This window comes from Agromyces sp. CCNWLW203, from assembly GCF_036576125.1.
Lineage (GTDB): Bacteria > Actinomycetota > Actinomycetes > Actinomycetales > Microbacteriaceae > Agromyces.
In genome coordinates, this window is sequence record NZ_JAZHYX010000006.1 from 249035 (window position 1) to 266887 (window position 17853).

At 69.9% G+C, this 17853-nt stretch carries 20 protein-coding genes; 15 read left to right on the plus strand and 5 right to left on the minus strand.

Annotated elements, in window-relative coordinates; translation table 11 throughout:
• The first annotated feature begins 185 nt into the window (after positions 1–185).
• From VPH61_RS15010 to msrA, 3 genes are all read left to right on the plus strand, one after another.
• A complete protein-coding gene (locus tag VPH61_RS15010; RefSeq protein ID WP_332064310.1) occupies positions 186–1472 on the plus strand; it encodes a serpin family protein in 1287 nt (428 codons plus the stop codon).
• Positions 1473–1655: 183 nt separating this feature from the next.
• Positions 1656–2117 carry a peptide-methionine (R)-S-oxide reductase MsrB gene (gene msrB, locus VPH61_RS15015; RefSeq protein WP_332064311.1) on the plus strand — a complete coding sequence of 154 codons (462 nt, stop codon included), beginning with the start codon at positions 1656–1658 and terminating at the stop codon, positions 2115–2117.
• On the plus strand, positions 2114–2635 hold the full coding sequence (gene msrA, locus VPH61_RS15020; RefSeq protein WP_332064312.1) for a peptide-methionine (S)-S-oxide reductase MsrA: 522 nt from the start codon (positions 2114–2116) through the stop codon (positions 2633–2635). Before msrB ends, msrA begins: the two co-directional genes overlap by 4 nt.
• Before the next feature lie 76 nt (positions 2636–2711).
• Here msrA and VPH61_RS15025 read toward each other — a convergent pair whose 3' ends face one another.
• From VPH61_RS15025 to VPH61_RS15035, 3 genes are all read right to left on the minus strand, one after another.
• Positions 2712–2945 carry a hypothetical protein gene (locus tag VPH61_RS15025; protein WP_332064313.1) on the minus strand — a complete coding sequence of 78 codons (234 nt, stop codon included), beginning with the start codon at positions 2943–2945 and terminating at the stop codon, positions 2712–2714.
• A gap of 166 nt (positions 2946–3111) precedes the next feature.
• Positions 3112–4017 (minus strand): serine hydrolase, encoded by a 906-nt coding sequence (locus VPH61_RS15030; protein ID WP_332064314.1) that lies wholly within the window; start codon positions 4015–4017, stop codon positions 3112–3114.
• On the minus strand, positions 4007–4945 hold the full coding sequence (locus VPH61_RS15035; protein WP_332064315.1) for a LysR family transcriptional regulator: 939 nt from the start codon (positions 4943–4945) through the stop codon (positions 4007–4009). Before VPH61_RS15035 ends, VPH61_RS15030 begins: the two co-directional genes overlap by 11 nt.
• Before the next feature lie 73 nt (positions 4946–5018).
• Here VPH61_RS15035 and bla point away from each other — a divergent pair, with 73 nt between their 5' ends.
• From bla to VPH61_RS15070, 7 genes are all read left to right on the plus strand, one after another.
• Positions 5019–5942 carry a class A beta-lactamase gene (gene bla / locus VPH61_RS15040; protein ID WP_332064316.1) on the plus strand — a complete coding sequence of 308 codons (924 nt, stop codon included), beginning with the start codon at positions 5019–5021 and terminating at the stop codon, positions 5940–5942.
• A gap of 124 nt (positions 5943–6066) precedes the next feature.
• Complete coding sequence (locus VPH61_RS15045; RefSeq protein ID WP_332064317.1) at positions 6067–7410, plus strand: purine-cytosine permease family protein; 1344 nt, start codon at positions 6067–6069, stop codon at positions 7408–7410.
• Positions 7411–7464: 54 nt separating this feature from the next.
• A complete protein-coding gene (locus VPH61_RS15050) occupies positions 7465–9012 on the plus strand; it encodes a hydantoinase/oxoprolinase family protein (RefSeq protein WP_332064318.1) in 1548 nt (515 codons plus the stop codon).
• Between the two features lies 1 nt (position 9013).
• The gene (locus VPH61_RS15055) at positions 9014–10117 is read left to right on the plus strand and encodes a DUF917 domain-containing protein (RefSeq protein ID WP_332064319.1); all 1104 of its coding nucleotides are present in this window, start codon (positions 9014–9016) and stop codon (positions 10115–10117) included.
• Positions 10114–11211, plus strand: coding sequence for a DUF917 domain-containing protein (locus tag VPH61_RS15060; RefSeq protein ID WP_332064320.1), 1098 nt, complete (start codon positions 10114–10116; stop codon positions 11209–11211). The genes VPH61_RS15055 and VPH61_RS15060 overlap by 4 nt, the downstream gene beginning before the upstream one ends.
• A gap of 10 nt (positions 11212–11221) precedes the next feature.
• Entirely contained in the window at positions 11222–12259 is a 1038-nt protein-coding gene (locus VPH61_RS15065; protein WP_332064321.1) for an S-methyl thiohydantoin desulfurase domain-containing protein, read from the plus strand.
• Entirely contained in the window at positions 12256–13773 is a 1518-nt protein-coding gene (locus tag VPH61_RS15070) for a PucR family transcriptional regulator (RefSeq protein WP_332064322.1), read from the plus strand. The genes VPH61_RS15065 and VPH61_RS15070 overlap by 4 nt, the downstream gene beginning before the upstream one ends.
• A 33-nt stretch (positions 13774–13806) precedes the next feature.
• Here the strand turns inward: VPH61_RS15070 and soxR are convergent, their stop codons facing one another.
• On the minus strand, positions 13807–14301 hold the full coding sequence (gene soxR / locus VPH61_RS15075; protein WP_332064323.1) for a redox-sensitive transcriptional activator SoxR: 495 nt from the start codon (positions 14299–14301) through the stop codon (positions 13807–13809).
• Between the two features lie 80 nt (positions 14302–14381).
• Here soxR and fdxA point away from each other — a divergent pair, with 80 nt between their 5' ends.
• From fdxA to VPH61_RS15100, 5 genes are all read left to right on the plus strand, one after another.
• On the plus strand, positions 14382–14729 hold the full coding sequence (gene fdxA, locus VPH61_RS15080; protein ID WP_332064324.1) for a ferredoxin: 348 nt from the start codon (positions 14382–14384) through the stop codon (positions 14727–14729).
• Positions 14726–15265 (plus strand): flavin reductase family protein, encoded by a 540-nt coding sequence (locus VPH61_RS15085; protein WP_332064325.1) that lies wholly within the window; start codon positions 14726–14728, stop codon positions 15263–15265. The genes fdxA and VPH61_RS15085 overlap by 4 nt, the downstream gene beginning before the upstream one ends.
• Before the next feature lie 55 nt (positions 15266–15320).
• Positions 15321–15953 (plus strand): superoxide dismutase, encoded by a 633-nt coding sequence (locus VPH61_RS15090; RefSeq protein WP_332064326.1) that lies wholly within the window; start codon positions 15321–15323, stop codon positions 15951–15953.
• Positions 15954–16226: 273 nt separating this feature from the next.
• Positions 16227–16637 (plus strand): GreA/GreB family elongation factor, encoded by a 411-nt coding sequence (locus VPH61_RS15095; protein ID WP_332064327.1) that lies wholly within the window; start codon positions 16227–16229, stop codon positions 16635–16637.
• Positions 16638–16747: 110 nt separating this feature from the next.
• On the plus strand, positions 16748–17119 hold the full coding sequence (locus tag VPH61_RS15100; RefSeq protein WP_332064328.1) for a DUF4180 domain-containing protein: 372 nt from the start codon (positions 16748–16750) through the stop codon (positions 17117–17119).
• Between the two features lie 16 nt (positions 17120–17135).
• Here VPH61_RS15100 and VPH61_RS15105 read toward each other — a convergent pair whose 3' ends face one another.
• Positions 17136–17717: a TetR/AcrR family transcriptional regulator gene (locus VPH61_RS15105; RefSeq protein WP_332064329.1), complete on the minus strand. Its 582-nt coding sequence runs from the start codon at positions 17715–17717 to the stop codon at positions 17136–17138.
• Between the last annotated feature and the right edge of the window lie 136 nt (positions 17718–17853).

Here is a 17853-nt window from a genome sequence, read left to right on the forward strand (position 1 = left end):
GCGCCCTCGATGTCGGTCGAGGCGGGGTCCGTCTGCGCTGGGGCCTGAGTCACCCGGCAATCGTAACGATCCGGGCTCTCGCCGCGCCTCCTGTGACGGCGCCGCCGTCATGTGCGGAGTTCGGCGCCGTGTGGTCGCCGGCCGGAGAACTGCAAGAAGCACCGACTTCCAGACACACTCTGTGTATGACCCGAGATGCACCGGCTGCCGCAGAGTCCCGCGTACCTGGACACAGGCTCACGTTGCGGGCCGGACTCGTCGTGGCGGTCACGCTCGCCCTCGCCGCCTGTGGCGGGGTCGTCGGCCAGCCGGGCGGCGGCGCGCGAGACGCCGTGAACGCCGATCTCGCGGGCGACCTGTCGGCCGAAGCCGCTGCCACGGCGGCCGACGGCGTCAACGCCTTCGGCTTCGATCTGCACACCGCCGTCGCACATGATGGCGCCAACACGGTCACCTCGCCGCTGTCGGCGTCGGTGCTGCTGGCGATGGTGGCCGCCGGTGCCGGTGGGGACAACGCTGAGGAGATGGTCGAACTCCTGCGCCTCGACGGCCCGCGGGACACACGGTATGCGGCGCTCCTCGCCGATCTGGTCGGTACCGATGACGTCACGCTGTCGATCGCGAACTCGCTGTGGGCGGCCGAAGGCCACCCGTTCGAGGACGACTACGTCTCGTTCGTGCAGGCCACGTACGGGGCGACGCTCGATAAGGTCGACCTCGGCTCGCAGGATGCCGCCGACGCTATCGACGACTGGGTCGACGAACGCACCGAGGGGCTGATCGATGAGATCGCCGCGGACCTCGACCTGCCCGACCCGCAGGCAGTGCTCGTGCTGCTCAACACCGTGTATTTCCTGGGCACGTGGACCACCGCATTCGACGAGGACGACACCCGGGAAGCGCCATTCGCCCTGACCGGCGGCGACGAGGTGATGGTGCCCACCATGCATCGCAGCGCAGCCGAAGTGGAAGCCTCGTTCGGTGATGGCTTCCAGATGCTCCGGCTTCCCTATGGCGACGACGAGCGCTTCGGCATGGAGGTGCTGCTGCCCGACGAGGACGTGGCCCTCGACGAGCTGCTCGACGACCTCGACGCCGAGGTCTGGCAGACGGCGGTCGACGACCTCGAGACGGCCACCTTCTCCGAGATCGCACTGCCGCGCTTCGAGCTCGAGTGGGACGCGAACCTCACCGAAGTCCTGCGGTCGCTCGGGATGGTGTCTGCGTTCGACGGCGGGGACTTCACCCCGATGTCGCCGGCCGAACCGTTCCTCGACACCGTCGTGCAGAAGACCTACCTCCAGGTCGACGAGAACGGCACCGAGGCCGCGGCGGTCACGGGCGGATTCATGGCGCAGTCTTCCGCAGGGCCGCCGCCGTTCCGGGTCGACCGGCCGTTCGCGTTCACCGTCAGCGACCGCGAGACCGGCGCCGTGCTCTTCCTCGGCAGCGTTCACGATCCCCGCGGCTGACATACCGCCACCGTGTGGGCTGACATGCCCCCACCGTGAGGTTCACAACCGTATGCGCGTCGGACGAGGCATCCGCTCACAGGAAACCCACAGCTGATAGCCCGTGCGAGCGGAACAGCACCGCCTCCCCCACTGTTCTTCTCAGTGGGCGTCGCAGCCGGCGGCGCCGAACAGGAGGACCACGTGTCACAGGACTACCGGAAGACTCCCGAGGCCATCGCCCGCCTCACCCCGAAGCAGTACTCGGTCACGCAGGAGGACGGCACAGAACCCGCCTTCCGCAACGAGTACTGGGACAATCACGAGCCCGGCCTCTACGTCGACGTCGTCTCGGGGCAGCCGCTGTTCGCCTCGACCGACAAGTACGACAGCCGTTCGGGATGGCCGAGCTTCACGAAGCCGATCGAGCCCGACGCGGTGACGGAGAAGACCGATCGCTCGCTCCTCATGAAGCGCGTCGAGGTGCGGTCGAGTGGTGCCGACAGCCACCTCGGCCACGTCTTCGACGACGGCCCTCGCGAGGCCGGCGGGCTTCGCTACTGCATGAACTCCGCGGCCCTGCGTTTCGTTCCGCTCGCCGAGCTGGACGAGGCGGGCTACGGTCGATACCGCGCACTGTTCGAGAACCAGGAGAACGCACGATGACTGCACGAACCGAGACCGCGATCCTCGCCGGCGGCTGTTTCTGGGGCATGGAAGACCTGATCCGCAAGCGCCCCGGGGTGATCAGCACCCGCGTCGGTTACACGGGCGGCGACGTGCCGAACGCGACGTACCGCAATCACGGCACGCACGCCGAGGCCATCGAGATCGTCTTCGACCCCGAGACGGAGTCGTTCCGCGACCTGCTCGAGTTCTTCTTCCAGATCCACGACCCGTCGACGAAGAACCGTCAGGGCAACGACATCGGCACGAGCTATCGTTCCGCGATCTTCCCGACGAGCGACGAGCAGGAGGTCGTCGCGTACGAGACGATCGCCGACGTCGACGCCTCGGGCCTCTGGCCGGGCCCGGCGACGACCGAGGTCACGCCCGCCGGCCCGTTCTGGGAGGCCGAGCCCGAGCACCAGGACTACCTGGAGAAGTACCCGAACGGCTACACCTGCCACTTCGTGCGGCCGGGCTGGAAGCTGCCGAAGCGCGACAGCGAGCCGGCGGCGTAGTCCGCCCATCACTCGAGCCCCGGCGATCGGTCGATCGCCGGGGCTCGACTGCGTCCGGGCCAGCGACGTTCGTTCCTCACGCCTCGTCGTCCGGCCCGAATTCCTCGCCCTCCTCGTCGTCGAGATCGACCGCCTCATCGGCGAGGTCGTTCTCGGCGTACTCGGGTTCCTGCTCGCGCGCCGCTCCTCCGGTGGGGCCGCTGTTTCCATCTCCTGGGCCGTCGAGGATGGTCTCACCGGCGACGGCGTCGTTGGTCACGGTCTCCTGCCAGGTCTCTTCGTCTTCGGGCATCCCCGTGGCATCGGTCATCGGTCTCATTCCTCCCCTGCTGCGGAGCACCGGATCGCTCCACCGGTCCAGTGAACGCCGGCCGCCTGCTTGCGGCAAGGGATGGACCTGCCACGATCGCGCGGCTATCGTGCCGACCGCGCTCACCCGACGCGGTGCTGCCAGGCCGCCGCGTCAGGCGGCCTCGTCAGGCGGCCGCCGAGCGGACCCGGTCGTGCAGCAGCTTCGCGGCGAGGCCAAGCGCCTGCTCGGCGGCAGGTTGACGCTGTGCCGGAACGGATGACTCGCTGAGCACTGCGACCGCCATGGCGCGCCCGTCGGCGTGCTCGAGCACGCCGATCTCATGGCGCAGGTGCAGGAACGTGCCGGTCTTCGAATGCCATGCCGCGTCGTCGGATTCCAGGTCGGGAGCGAGACGCTGCCGCATGACGTTCATCGCCAGGAGCCCGCGGAGCCGCTCCCGCTGGGGGGCGAGGACCGGTGAGCGCCAGATGCGGTCGAGGAGCTCGACGCACGCGTTCGCGGTACCTGCGTTCGCGCTCGAGACGTCGAGTTGGGGAATGAGGTGACCGCCGCCCCGGGTGGACGCGCGGATGGCGAGCGCGAGTGCCTGCGGCATCTGCTCGGGCGGCAGCACGCTCGCAAGGGTGCGGTGCAGCTCGCGGATCGAGTGCCGCACGGTGATGCCGGTGATTCCCGCCTGCCGCAGCGACGCCGTGACCGAGGCAGGCGGGCAGAGGTCGAACAGGGCGTCGGCCGCAGTGTCGTCGCTGAGGCAGACGGCCATGTAGAGCAGATCCTCGACGGCAACGGTGGTCGGGTGCTGGAAGCGACAGTAGCCGACCAGTCCGGGCGTTCGAACGTCGGGTCGGAGCGTCATCGTCTGGGCAGGATCGAGCCGGTTGTCGTCGATGGCCTGCAGCACGGCGAGCGCGAGGGGCAGCTTGACGACCGAGGCGAGCGGGTACGCGTCGTCGGCCGCGATCGACAACTGGCGTCCGCTTCCGAGGTCGCGCACCACGATGGAGGCGCGCAGGCCCGCCGAGCGGAGGACTTCGGCGGCGTCGCGGATGACGGCGCGGTCAGTCTGCATCAGTGCCGCCCTGCGCGGATCGCGCCTCCGTCGAGATGCCGGTGACCGGTGCAGACTGCAGCAGCTCGACGAGTCGGGGGCCGGCGACCTCGAGGAACCGGGACGCAAGGTCCCGTTCGCGCGAGGCGAGGGCATAGCCGCGCACCAGACGCAGATCGCCGAGCGCACGCCACCGCAGACCGAACACGGCTGCTTCCGCGCCCGTGCAGAGCACCAGATCGTCACCGCCCAGTGCCGCAGCCATCGCGGTCGTGAGTGATGCAGCCGGGCGGAGCTGGGTCGGCGCGAGTCCGGCGCCGTTCCGCACGAGTTCGAGCCGGTCGCGCACATGCGGCACGTCGTCCTCGGGCGCGAGCCACAACCTGACGACCGAGCGGATGCCGCGGGGCGGGCGGAGCTCGGTGAAGTAGAAGTCGCCGTCCGGCCCGCGACGGCCACCACTGCCGACCCCGAGCGGCGCCGCCCACCGGGCCCGATCCGGCGCGACCGGCTCGAGATTGAGCGAGAGTCGTCCTGCTCCGAACGCCGCCTCCCGCTCGTGCGGGAGCCCTGGAACGAACTCGACGTTCATCGACCGACCCGACCCGGCCGCCGCGATCTCGGCGGCCGCGGCCGGATCGTGGGCAAGGGGCACGCCGAGCGTCACGGGCAGTCGATGCGATCGCTCCGCGTCCTCGGAGAGTTCGAGCGCCGCGTCGACGAGCTTGATCGCACTCGGCAGCACGCCGCGCCCGAACTCGGTCAGCTCGACGCGACGCGAGGTCCGTTCGAACAGGCGCGCCCCGAGGTGCTTCTCGAGCGCCGCGATGCGCCGGCTCGCGACGGATTGGGTGACTCCGGCGCCCACGGCGCCCGCGGTGAAGCTCTCGCGTTCGGCGACGGACACGAAGGCCTCGCACGCGGCACGCAGGTCGAGGTGTCGCGCCATGCATTCGATTCTTGCATCGGTCGGATCGATTCGGCCTTTGCACGCATCGACGGGTCGCCGACAGACTCCCGATATGACCAATCGACCGACTTCCAGTCAGCTCTCCCGACGATCGCTCCTCGCGATCGGCGGCCTCACCACGGCCGGTGCGGCGGCCACGGCGTTCTCGTCGGCACCCGCTTTCGCGGCGCCGTCCGCCCCGGCCGTCGGCGGCCACCGGCGTCTGACCGACGCCATAGCGGAACTCGAGCGCGCGACATCCGTCACCATCGGTGTCACCGCCATCTGGCACGACTCGCGACGCACGTTCCGGTACCGCGGTGACCAGCGCTTCCCGATGTGCTCCGTGTTCAAGACCCTTGCGGCCGGCGCCCTCGTGCAGGCGCGGGGCTACGACGAGGCCTACTGGACGCGTCCCATCCCGTTCGCCTCGGCCGATGTCGTCGGCGGATCGACGAAGCTCGACACCACGACCTGGACGGCGACCCCGGAGCAGATGGCCGATGCCGCACTGCGATTCAGCGACAACACCGCAGGCAACCTACTGCTCAGGGAGCTCGGCGGGCCGCAGGCCGTCACGGCGTTCGCCCGCGCGCACGGTGCGACCCGAACGCGGCTCGATCGACCAGAACCCGAGGTCAACGAGGCGACGCCTGGCGACGAGCGCGACACGTCGACGCCCGACGACATCGCGTTCCTCTTCCAGAAGCTGCTCATCGACCAGGGAGCAGGCGCCCTCACCACGGCTCGACTGCAGGAATGGATGCTGCGGAACACGACCTCGGGCAAGCGCATCCTCGCGGGCCTGACGCCGCCGTTCGAGCTGGCGGACAAGACGGGGCTCGGCGGGTACGGCGTCGTCAACGATGCCGGCGTCATCTGGCGCCCGGGAGAGCAGGCGCTGACGCTCGCGATCCTCACCCGCACCGACCGCGCCGACGCACCGAGCAATCACGACGTGCTCGCCGACGTCACACGGCTCATCGTCACGGCCTGACCATCGCGGGCGATCTGTGCAGAACGTCGAATCCGTCCGTGATCTCGTGCACTCTGCACATGGGATGGGGGCTTTCCGCTGGCTAGCGTAGGCGCAAACGTTCCCCCACCCCTGAAGGACGCTCATGGCTCGCTTGGCTCACGCAGACGACTTCGCCCTCTCCCGCGTCACCCCCTCGGCACAGAAGCCGTGGTTCGGCATCGCCGTGCAGCGGTTCGGGCAGGTCTCGGCACTCTCGCAGTTCCTGCTCGGCGCCACGCTCGGCTACAGCATGACCTTCGGCGAGGCGGCGCTCGCCCTGCTGCTCGGCTCGATCATCCTCGAGGTGATCATGTGCATCGTCGGCATCATCGGCCAGAAGGAAGGGCTGAACACCGCGCTCCTCGCCCGCTGGACCGGCTTCGGCGAGATCGGCGCCTCGCTCGTCGGCCTTGCGATCGGCATCAGCCTGATCGGCTGGTTCGGCATCCAGAGCGCGATCTCGGCCGAGTCGCTCGACGTGCTCATGCCGGGCGTGATGCCCGCGTGGGCCTGGAGTCTCATCTTCGGCCTCGCCGTGACGGCGATCGTCGCGTTCGGATTCAAGGGCATGCAGTGGCTCGCGAACATCACGGTGCCCCTCTTCCTGATTCTCGTCGGCTGGTCGGTCATCAGCGAGCTCGCGCAGCACGACATCATGGAGCTGCTCACCGGCCCCGCCCCCGGCCCCGCGATGAGCGTGTGGACCGGCACCGGCGTCGTCGCCGGCGGCCTCATCGTCGGCGCGATCATCACCGCCGACATGACGCGCTTCAACCGCTCGAAGGCCGACGTGATCAAGCAGACCGTCGTGGGCGTCAGCCTCGGCGAGTTCGTGATCGGCCTCGCGGGCGTGCTGCTCGCGCACGCAGCGGCCTCGGGCAACATCGTCGCGATCGTCACCTCGTCGATCGGCTTCGTCGGCCTCATCATCGTGATCACGGGCACCCTGAAGATCAACGACTGGAACCTCTACTCCTCGACCCTCGGACTCGTGAACTTCATCTCGACGGCGTTCAACAAGAACCTGCACCGCGTGACGACCACGATCGTGCTCGGCATCGTCGGTTCCGTGCTCGCCGCCGTCGGCATCCTCGGCCAGTTCACCGAATTCCTCATCATCCTCGGCGTCGCCTTCCCGCCGATCGCGGGCATCATGGTCGCCGAGTACTTCGTGGTGAAGCGCTGGCGCCGCGACCTCGACGAGACTCGCGAAGCGGGCAAGCTCCCCTCGACCGCTCCGCGAATCGTGCCTGCGACGATCATCATCTGGATCGTCTCGGCACTCGTCGGCTACTTCGTCACGTGGGGCATCCCGCCGGTGCTCTCCCTCATCGTGTCGATGGTGCTGTACATCATCGCCGGCAAGCTCGGCTGGGTGAAGGGCATCGGCACCGCTCGCACCCACCAGGCCGAGGCACCCGTCGAGCAGGTCCCGGTCGAGTCCTAGGCCGCCGGCACAGCCGTACTCCGCATCACACGCACCACCCAGAAAGCGAGAACCATGCATATCGGCATCGACGTCGGCGGCACCAACACCGATGCAGTGCTCATGGACGGCACGCGAGTACTCGCGGGCGTCAAGCACTCCACCACTCCGGATGTCACGAGCGGCATCGTGCAGGCGATCGAAGACCTTCGTTCGGGGCACGCGTTCGACGGCGCCGACATCGACGCCGTCATGATCGGCACGACGCACTTCATCAACGCACTCGTGCAGGCCAAGCGCCTCGCGCCGACTGCGGCTCTCCGGCTCGGCCTGCCCGCGACGAAGGCCCTGCCGCCGCTCGTCGACTGGCCGGCGCCCCTTGTCGAGGCGATCAGCGCGAAGAGCTATCTCGCACACGGCGGGTACGAGTTCGACGGCCGTCCGATCTCCCCACTCGACCCCGACGAGCTGCGCCGCCACGCCGCCGACATGAAGGCGAGCGGCATCCGCTCGGTCGCGATCTCGTCGGTGTTCAGCCCGGTCAACCACGACCTCGAGGTCGAGGCCGGTCGCATCGTCGAGGAGGAGCTCGGACCCGAGGTCGCGATCTCACTCTCGCACGAGATCGGCCGCATCGGCCTGCTCGAGCGCGAGAACGCGACGATCATCAACGCGGCGCTGCGCGAGCTCGCGTCGGAGATCGTCGACGGCCTCACCGCCGCGGTGCGCAAGCAGGGCATCGAGGCGCCCATCTTCCTCAGCCAGAACGACGGCACCCTGATGGACGAGGACTACGTGCGCCTCTACCCCGTGGCGACGTTCGCGTCGGGGCCGACGAACTCCATGCGCGGCGCCGCGCTCACGAGCGGCCTCGAGACCTGCGCGGTCGTCGATGTGGGCGGCACGACCGCCGACATCGGCCTGCTCATCAACGGATTCCCCCGCGAGACGTCGAACGAGGTGAAGGTCGCCGGCATCCGCACGAACTTCCGCATGCCCGACGTGCTCTCGCTCGGCATCGGCGGCGGCAGCATCGTCGACGAGGAGACGGGCGAGGTCGGCCCCGAGTCGGTCGGCTACCGGCTCACGACCGAGGCGCTCGTCTTCGGCGGTTCGACCCTCACCGCGACCGACATCGCGGTCGCCGCGGGCCGCGCCGACATCGGCGACGCGTCGAAAGTGGCGCACCTCGACCCGGCGCTCGTCGAACGCGTGCTCGCGCGCATCGCCGAGCGCGTCGCGGAGGCCGTCGACCGCATGCGCACCTCGCCCGAACCGATCCCGGTGGTCGCCGTCGGCGGCGGCTCCATCCTGCTGCCCGACGCGCTGCCGCTCTTCGGCGAGGTGCACCGGCCCGAGAACTACGCAGTCGCCAATGCGATCGGCGCCTCGATCGCCCAGGTCGGCGGCGAGATCGACAAGGTCTACGCCATCGAGCCCGGCCGCCGCGACGAGGCGCTCGCCGCCGTGCGCGCCGAGGCGGTCGACAAGGCGATCGCCGCCGGGGCGGCGCCCCGGTCGGTCGCGATCGTCGACTTCGACGAAGTTCCGATCCCGTACCTTCCCGGCAACGCCACGCGCATCCGCGTGAAGGCGGTCGGCGACCTCGACATGGGGGCGTGACATGAGCTGGACGATCACCGCTGACCAGATCCCCGACCTCGCGCGTGGCGCTGCGGTGCTCGGCACCGGCGGCGGCGGCGACCCCTACATCGGTGCGCTGCTCGCGACCCAGGCGTTGCGCGAGCACGGCGAGGTCACAGTCGTCTCCCTCGATGAGGTGCCCGACGAGGCCGTCGTGCTGACTGTCGCGATGATGGGCGCGCCGACCGTCATGGTCGAGAAGCTCCCGAGCCTCGACGAGGTCACGGCGCCCGTGCATGCGCTCGGCGCCTACCTCGGGCGACCGGTGACGCACATCGCGTGCGCCGAGGTCGGCGGCGTGAACTCGACGATCCCGATCGCGGCTGCGGCCGCCCTCGGGTTGCCGCTCCTCGACGCCGACGGCATGGGCCGTGCGTTCCCCGAGCTGCAGATGGTGCTGCCGACGCTCTACGGCGTCACCGCTTCGCCGCTCGCGTTCAGCGACGAGAAGGGCAACATCGGCGTGCTGCAGACCGTCGACAACAGCTGGACGGAGCGCATCGCCCGCGTCGCGTGCGTCGAGATGGGTTGCTCGGTCATGATCTCGGGCTTCTCGATGTCGGGCGGGAAGGCTCGTGAGGCGCTCGTGCCCGGCTCGCTCTCGCTCTGCGCCGAGATCGGCCGCACGATCACTGCCGCACGGGGCGACAAGGCCGACCCCGTCGAGGCCGCCGTACGACTCCTCGGCGGGCGGGAGCTCTTCGCCGGCAAGGTCGTCGACGTGCAGCGAGCGACGACGACGGGCTTCGCGCGGGGCAGCGCACGAATCGAGGGCGCGGATGCCGCGGTGACCCTGTCGTTCCAGAACGAGCACCTGATCGCGGAGTCCGAGGGCACGATCCTCGCGACGACGCCCGACCTCATCATGGTGCTCGACCACGACTCGGGCGAGCCGATCACGACCGAGGCCCTCCGATACGGGCAACGGGTGCGCGTCATCAGTGCGCCGAGCGACGAGCGCTGGCACTCGGCCGAAGCGCTCGCGATGGTGGGCCCCGGCTACTTCGGCTACGACCTGCCCGCGCACCGCTTCGACGGCACGGTCGAGACGCCGGTCGCGGCATCCGTCGAGGCGGCGGCATGAGCTGGCAGCTGACGGCGGCCGACCTGCCCGACCTCGCCCGCGGCGCGACCCTGCTCGGCACGGGCGGCGGCGGCGACCCGTACATCGGCAAGATGCTCGTGGAGCGTGTGCTCGGCGACGGGTCGATCACGATCCTCGATCCCGACGAGCTCGACGACGACCTCTTCGTCATCCCCACCGCCCAGATGGGCGCACCGACGGTGATGATCGAGAAGATCCCCGCGGGCACCGAGCCGACACTCGCACTGCGCACCCTCGAGGAGCACCTCGGCAGGCGAGCGGATGCCACGATGCCGATCGAGTGCGGCGGCATCAACTCGATGATCCCGCTGGTCGTCGCGGCCGAGACCGGGCTCCCGGTCGTCGACGCCGACGGCATGGGCCGTGCGTTCCCCGAGCTCTCGATGGAGACGTTCGCCGTGTACGGCGTGCACGGCTCCCCGCTCGCCCTCGCGGGCGAACGCGGTGAGCAGGTCGTCATCGACACGGGCGACGACGACCGGCAGATGGAGTGGCTCGCCCGTGGCATCACGATCCGACTCGGCGGTGTCGGGCACATCGCCGAGTATTCGATGACCGGTGCCGATGTGAAGCGCACGGCGGTGCCGCGCACGATCTCGATGGCACTCGCGCTCGGCAGGGCCATCCGTCTCGCCCGCGAATCGCATCGTTCGCCGTTCGGGGCGATCGTCGACACGCTCGCGCCGACGCTCTATTCGCACGTGCGGGAGCTCTTCGTCGGCAAGGTGAGCGATGTCGAGCGACGCACGACCGACGGGTTCGCGAAGGGACGCGCGGTGATCTCGCCGCTCGATCCGGCGAGTTCGGAGACGTTCGAGATCTCGTTCCAGAACGAGAACCTCGTCGCACGCCGGAACGGCGAGGTCGTCGCCATCGTGCCCGACCTGATCTGCGTCGTCGATCACGAGTCGGCCGAGCCGATCACGACCGAGGGCCTGCGCTACGGTCAGCGGGTCCGCGTGCTCGGCATCTCGACGCCCGAGATGATGCGCACCGCCGCGGCGCTGCGCGCGTTCGGACCGTCGGCGTTCGGCCTCGTCGAACCCTTCGTGCCGGTGGAGTCGCGCGCCTAGGCTTGACGGCATGGCGACGGTACTCGAGCACACGCAGTTGCCTGCGCTCGCGCGGGGGTTCTCGCTGCTCGGGTCCGGTGGCGGCGGATCGACCACGATGCTCGAGTTGGCGCTGGCCGGCGACGAGCACTGGCCGCTCACCCTGCACGAGCTCGACGACCTCGATCCGGCGCTGCCGTGCCTCGGTGCCGCCTTCGTCGGCTCGACGATGCTGCTCGGCGAGCGTCTTCCCGGCGAGGCTCCGTTCGCGCGGTTGATCGCCGCCGCCGAACGCTGGCTCGGGCATCCGGTGCCCGTCGTGTGCTCGCTCGAGGGCGGCGGCCTGAACGGGCTCACTCCCTTCACGCTCGCCGCCGACCGTCTCGTCGTCGACGCCGACCTCACCGGGCGGGCAGTGCCGGGCCTCGACCAGATGTCGCTGCTCGTCGATCGGGTGCCCGGCGTCGTCGCCGCATGCGATACCGGAGCTGGCGGCGTGATGCTCGCGGAGACGGGCCGGCCCATCGACCTCGAACGTGTGATCCGCGCGGCGACGATCCAGGCCGGCGGCGTCGGCGGCACCGTGTTCGCCGGCTTCACGGTCGGCGACCTCGTCGAGCACTCGGTGCACGGCGGCACGCTGCGGGCCCTCGAGCTCGGCACGGCGTTCCTTCACGCGGCATCCGCTCCGCTCGGCGAACTCGCGACGGCGCTCGGCGGCCGGCTGCTCGGTCATGGCCGCATCTCCGCCGTCGAGCCCGACGCCCGCGACCCGCACGTGAACGCCATCGGCATCGACGGCGAGGGTGGCCGGGTGCACCGCATCATCACCCGCTCCGAGACGCTCGCGTTCATGACCGACGGTCGGGTCGAGGCATCCGCTCCCACGATCATCGTCGCGCTCGACACCGTCTCCCGCGACATCCTCGAGGTCACCGATCTCACGCTGGCTCGCAACGTCGCCGTGCTCGAACTGCCTGCACCGGCCTGGTGGACGCAGCGGCCCGAGCGCCTGCGCCACGTCGTGCCCTCGGCGTACGGCCTGGCAGATCTCGACGGCGCCGCATGAGCGACGAGCTCCGGCTGAGCGCACTGCTGGCCCATCCCTCGAACGGCGGCCTGCGAGTCGTCGCAGGCCCGACGGATGCATCATGGGCCGACGTCGTGATCGAGACGACGGAGGCCGAACTGCCCGGCCGCGGCGAGCGGCGCATCGCGATCCTCACCGCTCCTCCACCGTCGACACCCTGGCAGCAGGATGCACTGGTTCGGCGCACGCGCGATCGAGGATTTCTGGCGCTCGCGGTACCGGGCGCCGACGGATTCGGCAGCGGCACGCGCAGCCTCGCCGCGCGGCTCGGGCTGTCGCTCCTGCACGTCGACAAGCCCATGCAACTCGCCAAGGCCTGCTGGCACCTGCTCGAGGCGCGCGACGCACTCACCCTCGGCTACGTGCGCAAGGTCGCGCAGTCGATCGAGTACCACGCGGACGGCTTGCCCGACCTCTTGCGACACCTGAGCTCGAGCGTCGGACACGGCATCGCACTCGTCGACTCGGAGGGCGTGCTGCTCGAAGCGGGCGGCCACCTCGAGTCCGCGGTGCACGCGGCGATCGACTTCGCTCCGTGGGTGGACCTCGCCAGAGCCGACACGGGCACCGCGGCATCCGTGCGGGTCGACAGCCCGAGCCGTGAGGGGCTGCGTATCGCCTTCTTCGGCGATGGTCTCAGCGACCCGCAATTGAGCGCGCTCGCGGTCGCCGCCGAGGTCGCGATGCCAGCAGTGGCCGCGCGCATCCTCATCGACGAGGTCGCCGAGGTGAGCGACGCGTCGGTGTCATCTGCGGTGCTGCGGGACTTCATGGACCTGCGCGGTGCGCCCGACACCGACGTGGAACGCCGCATGCTCGAACGAGGCTGGCGCACGGCCGGCTACCACCTCGCGTTCCGCGTCATCGGCCGCGCCCGGCTCGATACCTTCCAACTGCTGCGTTTCGTGACGCGTGAACTCGGCGCGATCCCGGCCGACTCGCACGCCACGACGAGCGGCCGCGGGGTCACCGGCTGGCTCACCTTCGCCGAGCCTCCCCCGGCTCAGCAGGTCGAGGCGCACATCACGGCACTCCGATCTCTCCACGTCGCTGCACGTCGCGACTTCAACGTCGCGACGGGGGTCGGCTCGCTCGAGAGCGGGTCGGCGGGGCTCACCGAGTCGCTCAGCGAGGCAGCGGACGCCGCGCGCATCGCGGTCGATCGTTCGGCGACGGGATGGTTCGTGCGCGTCGACGGTCTGGGGCTCGAGCAACTGCTGCTCGCGTGGACCGGCAATGACACCTTCGTTCCTGCCGCGAGGTCGCTGCTCGCCCCGCTGCAGGAGGGCGGCGATGAGCTGTTCGAGACGCTGTCGGCCTACCTCGACCACGAGTCCGGTATCGCCGCGACTGCGGCCGCGCTGGGCCTGCACCGCAATACCGTCTCGACGCGCGTCCAGCGCGCTCAGCAGCTCCTCGGCGTCGACATGGCCGACCCCGAGGCGCGGCTCGCGCTGCACCTCGCCTGCCGTGCGGTGCGCGAATCGGGTTGACGGCGCCGGGCGATCTCGGCGCACGCGCCGGAGCTACTCCGGGAGCCGCTGCGGCCCCGACCCCTGCTCGCCGAGCTCGTCGTCGGGATTCAGCAGTCGGCACGCCTTCATCGAGAGGCACCCGCAGCCGATGCACCCGGTGAGCTCTCGCTCGAGCCGTTCGATGCCGAGGCGGCGCAGTTCGAGCTGTCGCTTCCAGCGGCGCGACGCCGCCTGCCAGTCCTCGTGGCTGGGGGTGGTGTCGAGCGGCACGTTCTCGAACGCCGTCTGCACGTCGGAGAGCGGGATGCCGAGCCGCTTCGCGACCGAGATGAGCGAGACGCGGCGCAGCATGTGGCGCGGGTAGCGTCGCTGGTTGCCGCCCGTGCGGTGCGAGGCGATGAGCCCGAGGTCTTCGTAGAAGCGCAGCGCCGACGGCGCCACCCCGGTGCGGCGGCTCATCTCGCCGACGGTGAGCAGTTCGTCGGGCGCGTGCTTGCCGATCGGGGCCGGCTCGGCCTCGATCTCCATTTCGTCGTGCTGCGACATCCGCACCCCTCGTTTTGACTTCAAGGGTACTTGAGGTTTTACGGTGGAGGCATGCGAATCGTGAAGTCGGTGGTTACCCCGTGACGTATGTGATCGCGCTGCCCTGCGTCGACGTGAAAGACAAGGCCTGCATCGACGAGTGCCCCGTCGACTGCATCTACGAGGGTGAACGCTCGCTCTACATCCACCCCGACGAATGCGTCGACTGCGGTGCCTGCGAGCCGGTCTGCCCCGTCGAGGCCATCTACTACGAAGACGACCTGCCCGACACCTGGGCCGACTACTACAAGGCGAACGTCGAGTTCTTCGAGATCTCGGCCGGGGCGCGATCGCCGCTCGGCTCGCCCGGCGGTGCCGCGAAGACCGGCATGCTCGACTTCGACCACCCGATCGTCGCCGTCCTGCCGCCGCAGGAGGCGCACGCATGACGGATGCCGCGACCGCGCGCCGCGCAACCGCCACCCCCGCCGTCCCCGCGACCGCCGACGCGTTCAAGGTCGCGTTCCGCGACCACCCCGCCGGAGTCGCGCTCATCACGGGCATCACGCCCGACGGGCCCGTCGGGCTCACGGCGTCGAGCGTCGCGTCGGTCTCGGCCGAGCCTGCCGCCCTGTCGTTCTCGGTGACGCGGGCCACTGGTTCCGCCGGCGGCCTGCTCGCCGCCGACAGCGTGCTCGTGCACTTCCTCGGCGCCCAGCACGTCGACGTCGCACGCGCCTTCGCCCGTTCGGGCCAGCCTCGGTTCACGCTCGAGCAGGGCTGGTCGCGGCTCGAGACGGGTGAGCCGTGGCTCGCCGACTCCCCCGCAGCACTGCGCTGCCGTACGCTGCACGTGGTGCAGGTCGGCGGTTCGTCGCTCGTCGTCGCCGAGGTGCTCGACGTGTTCCTCGGCGACCAGTCGCCGTCGCTCGTGTACCGCGATCGCCGGTTCCACCGCCTCGACCACACCGCCCGCGAACTCTGACTCCCGCCACCCGCCGCATCGCACGAGCGATCGGCACGAGAAAGGAAGCACCCGCATGCCCGCCTATTCACTGCCCGAACTGCCGTACGACTACTCCGCGCTCGAGCCGCACATCTCGGCGACGATCATGGAGCTGCACCACTCGAAGCACCACCAGGCCTACGTCACGGGCGCGAACACCGCGCTCGAGCAGCTCGCAGAAGCCCGCGAGAGCGGCAACCTCGCGAACGTCAACAAGCTCGAGAAGGATCTCGCGTTCAACCTCGGCGGCCACATCAACCACAGCGTCTTCTGGCAGAACATGTCGCCCGACGGTGGCGGTTCCCCTGACGGCGAGCTCGCAGCGGCGATCGACGACGGCTTCGGCTCGTTCGACGCCTTCCGCGCGCACTTCACGGCGACGGCGCTCGGCGTCCAGGGCTCGGGCTGGGCAGTGCTCGCCTGGGACAGCGTGGGCACCCGCCCCGTGATCTTCCAGCTCTTCGACCAGCAGGGCAACGCGCCGCTCGGCGTGACGCCACTGCTGCAGCTCGACGTGTGGGAGCACGCGTACTACCTCGACTACCGCAACGTGCGAGCCGACTACGTGAAGGCCTTCTGGGAGATCGTGAACTGGGCCGACGTGCGGGCGCGCTTCGCGGCCGCGAGCACCGCCACCAACGGCCTCATCGTGCCGAGGGCCAACTGAGCACGCCGCCCGAACCCTCTCGCGCGCCGCGGCGCCGGCGGAGACCCCGCCGGCGCCCGTCGGTCGCGCTCCTCGCGGTGCAGCTCCGACGCTGGGGGCTCCTCGCCCTGATCCTGCTCACCGCGATCGGCACGTTGATCGCCTGGCTGGCGCAGTAGGCGTAGTCTGCGGGAGCGTGCCGTTCCCGATGCCGCCGACACCGCCACCTCGACTAAGCTGGGAAGTTCTTTGCCAGACGACCCCGCGGGGCCGCCGAGAGGGAGGAACTCCCCGATGACCACCGAATCCGTATGGATGACCCCCGCCGCACTGGAGCGGCTCGAAGCCGAGCTCGCCGAGCTCTCGCGGCCCGGCCGAACGCTGACCGACACCGAGCAGGCTCGAGCCACCGAGCTCCGCGCGATGGTGCGCAACGCCGAGGTCGGCCTGAAGCCCGACGATGGGCTCGTCGAACCCGGCATGCGCATCACCGTGCGGTTCGACGACGACGCCGAACCCACGAGCTTCCTCCTCGGCAGCCGTGAGCTCGCAGATCTCGACGAGAGCCTCGAACTCGACGTCTACTCGCCCACCTCCCCGCTCGGTTCTGCGATCACGGGCCGCTACGTCGGCGACGCCGTCACCTACGAGGCACCGAACCGCACCGTGCAGGTCACGGTGCTCGAAGCGGTGCCGTTCGGCTGAGCCGAAAGATCGAGCGGATGCCGCGGGCGCATGTCGCCCACGGCATCCGCTCGTTTCGACCCGCCGTTCTCCGCACACCGCCCGGCGCACGATGGGGCTAGCGTGGCGTCATGCCCATCGAAGAACTGCACGGAGTGCGCGTCGATCGCCTCGAGGTCGACGGCCCCGCCATCGCGACCGACGACGACACGTCAGACCTGATCGGCGGCGCCTGGTCGAATCGGGCGACGCTCATCGCGATCCCCGTCGAACGACTCGACGAGCGATTCTTCGACCTCTCGAGCGGGTTCGCCGGCGAGGTCCTGGGCAAGCTCGGCAACTACCGCATTCGCGTCGCGATCGTGGGCGACGTCTCGGAGCACATGTCGGCGAGCGATGCGTTCGACGCGTTCGTGTGGGAGTCGAACCGCGGCGACGCCGCCTGGTTCGTGCCCGATTCCGCCGCCCTCGACGTGAAGCTCGCCGAGCGCTCGCGACGCTGAGCGCCCGCGTTCCGGGCTACCGGCGGAGTTCGGCCAGCGCCACGCCGATCGTGTGCTCGATGAGCGCCGCGTCGATCGTCTGGAGTCCGGGAAGCAGCGCTCGCATGAGGAGCGGTCCGGTCAGGAGGTCGCTGATCCACTCCACGTCGACGGATGCCTCGACCTCCCCGCGATCGATCGCCCGCTGAACGGCTCGCGTCGTCGCCGTCCGTCGAGGCGCGAGGAACTGCTCGGAGAAGTGCCGCGCGGCCTCCGGCTGCAGTGAGAGGTCGTCGATCAGTCCGGGCAGCCCGCGCACGATGAGCGGATGGGTGAAGAGCCCGAGGCGATGCTGCTGGATCATCCGCAGGTCCGTCTCGAGATCGCCGGTATCGACGCCCGGATCCGTGCCGAACCGATCGCCGAGCACCGCGATCGCGAGTTCGGCGGTGGTCCGGAACCGCCGGTACACCGCGGCACGCGTCGTCGCGGCGTCCTGCGCCACGCGTCCGATCGTGAGCGCCCGATAGTTCTCGACCTCGATGACCCGTGCCGCCGCGTCGAGGATCGCTCGATCGATGCTCTCGTGCCGGGGTCTTCCCAAGGTGGTTGCCGCCATACGATACATTCTGTACCGTAAGGCAACGAGTCCGCCATCCACCATTCGGCGGCCTCGCCCGGCCGGGGACACGATCGAGACGGCCACCTGATCCCGTTCGTTCCCCGACATCGCCCGGTGAGGTACCCGTGTCCGT

Coding starts and splice junctions, on each gene's coding strand:
- VPH61_RS15065 (WP_332064321.1), top strand. CDS start 11,222: ATGGCGACGGTACTCGAGCACACGCAGTTGCCTGCGCTCGCGCGGGGG.
- VPH61_RS15100 (WP_332064328.1), top strand. CDS start 16,748: ATGCCCATCGAAGAACTGCACGGAGTGCGCGTCGATCGCCTCGAGGTC.
- VPH61_RS15095 (WP_332064327.1), top strand. CDS start 16,227: ATGACCACCGAATCCGTATGGATGACCCCCGCCGCACTGGAGCGGCTC.
- VPH61_RS15035 (WP_332064315.1), bottom strand. CDS start 4,945: ATGGCGCGACACCTCGACCTGCGTGCCGCGTGCGAGGCCTTCGTGTCC.
- VPH61_RS15055 (WP_332064319.1), top strand. CDS start 9,014: ATGAGCTGGACGATCACCGCTGACCAGATCCCCGACCTCGCGCGTGGC.
- VPH61_RS15070 (WP_332064322.1), top strand. CDS start 12,256: ATGAGCGACGAGCTCCGGCTGAGCGCACTGCTGGCCCATCCCTCGAAC.
- VPH61_RS15030 (WP_332064314.1), bottom strand. CDS start 4,017: ATGCAGACTGACCGCGCCGTCATCCGCGACGCCGCCGAAGTCCTCCGC.
- msrA (WP_332064312.1), top strand. CDS start 2,114: ATGACTGCACGAACCGAGACCGCGATCCTCGCCGGCGGCTGTTTCTGG.
- soxR (WP_332064323.1), bottom strand. CDS start 14,301: ATGTCGCAGCACGACGAAATGGAGATCGAGGCCGAGCCGGCCCCGATC.
- VPH61_RS15085 (WP_332064325.1), top strand. CDS start 14,726: ATGACGGATGCCGCGACCGCGCGCCGCGCAACCGCCACCCCCGCCGTC.
- VPH61_RS15105 (WP_332064329.1), bottom strand. CDS start 17,717: ATGGCGGCAACCACCTTGGGAAGACCCCGGCACGAGAGCATCGATCGA.
- VPH61_RS15090 (WP_332064326.1), top strand. CDS start 15,321: ATGCCCGCCTATTCACTGCCCGAACTGCCGTACGACTACTCCGCGCTC.
- VPH61_RS15060 (WP_332064320.1), top strand. CDS start 10,114: ATGAGCTGGCAGCTGACGGCGGCCGACCTGCCCGACCTCGCCCGCGGC.
- VPH61_RS15050 (WP_332064318.1), top strand. CDS start 7,465: ATGCATATCGGCATCGACGTCGGCGGCACCAACACCGATGCAGTGCTC.
- VPH61_RS15025 (WP_332064313.1), bottom strand. CDS start 2,945: ATGACCGATGCCACGGGGATGCCCGAAGACGAAGAGACCTGGCAGGAG.
- VPH61_RS15010 (WP_332064310.1), top strand. CDS start 186: ATGACCCGAGATGCACCGGCTGCCGCAGAGTCCCGCGTACCTGGACAC.
- VPH61_RS15045 (WP_332064317.1), top strand. CDS start 6,067: ATGGCTCGCTTGGCTCACGCAGACGACTTCGCCCTCTCCCGCGTCACC.
- bla (WP_332064316.1), top strand. CDS start 5,019: ATGACCAATCGACCGACTTCCAGTCAGCTCTCCCGACGATCGCTCCTC.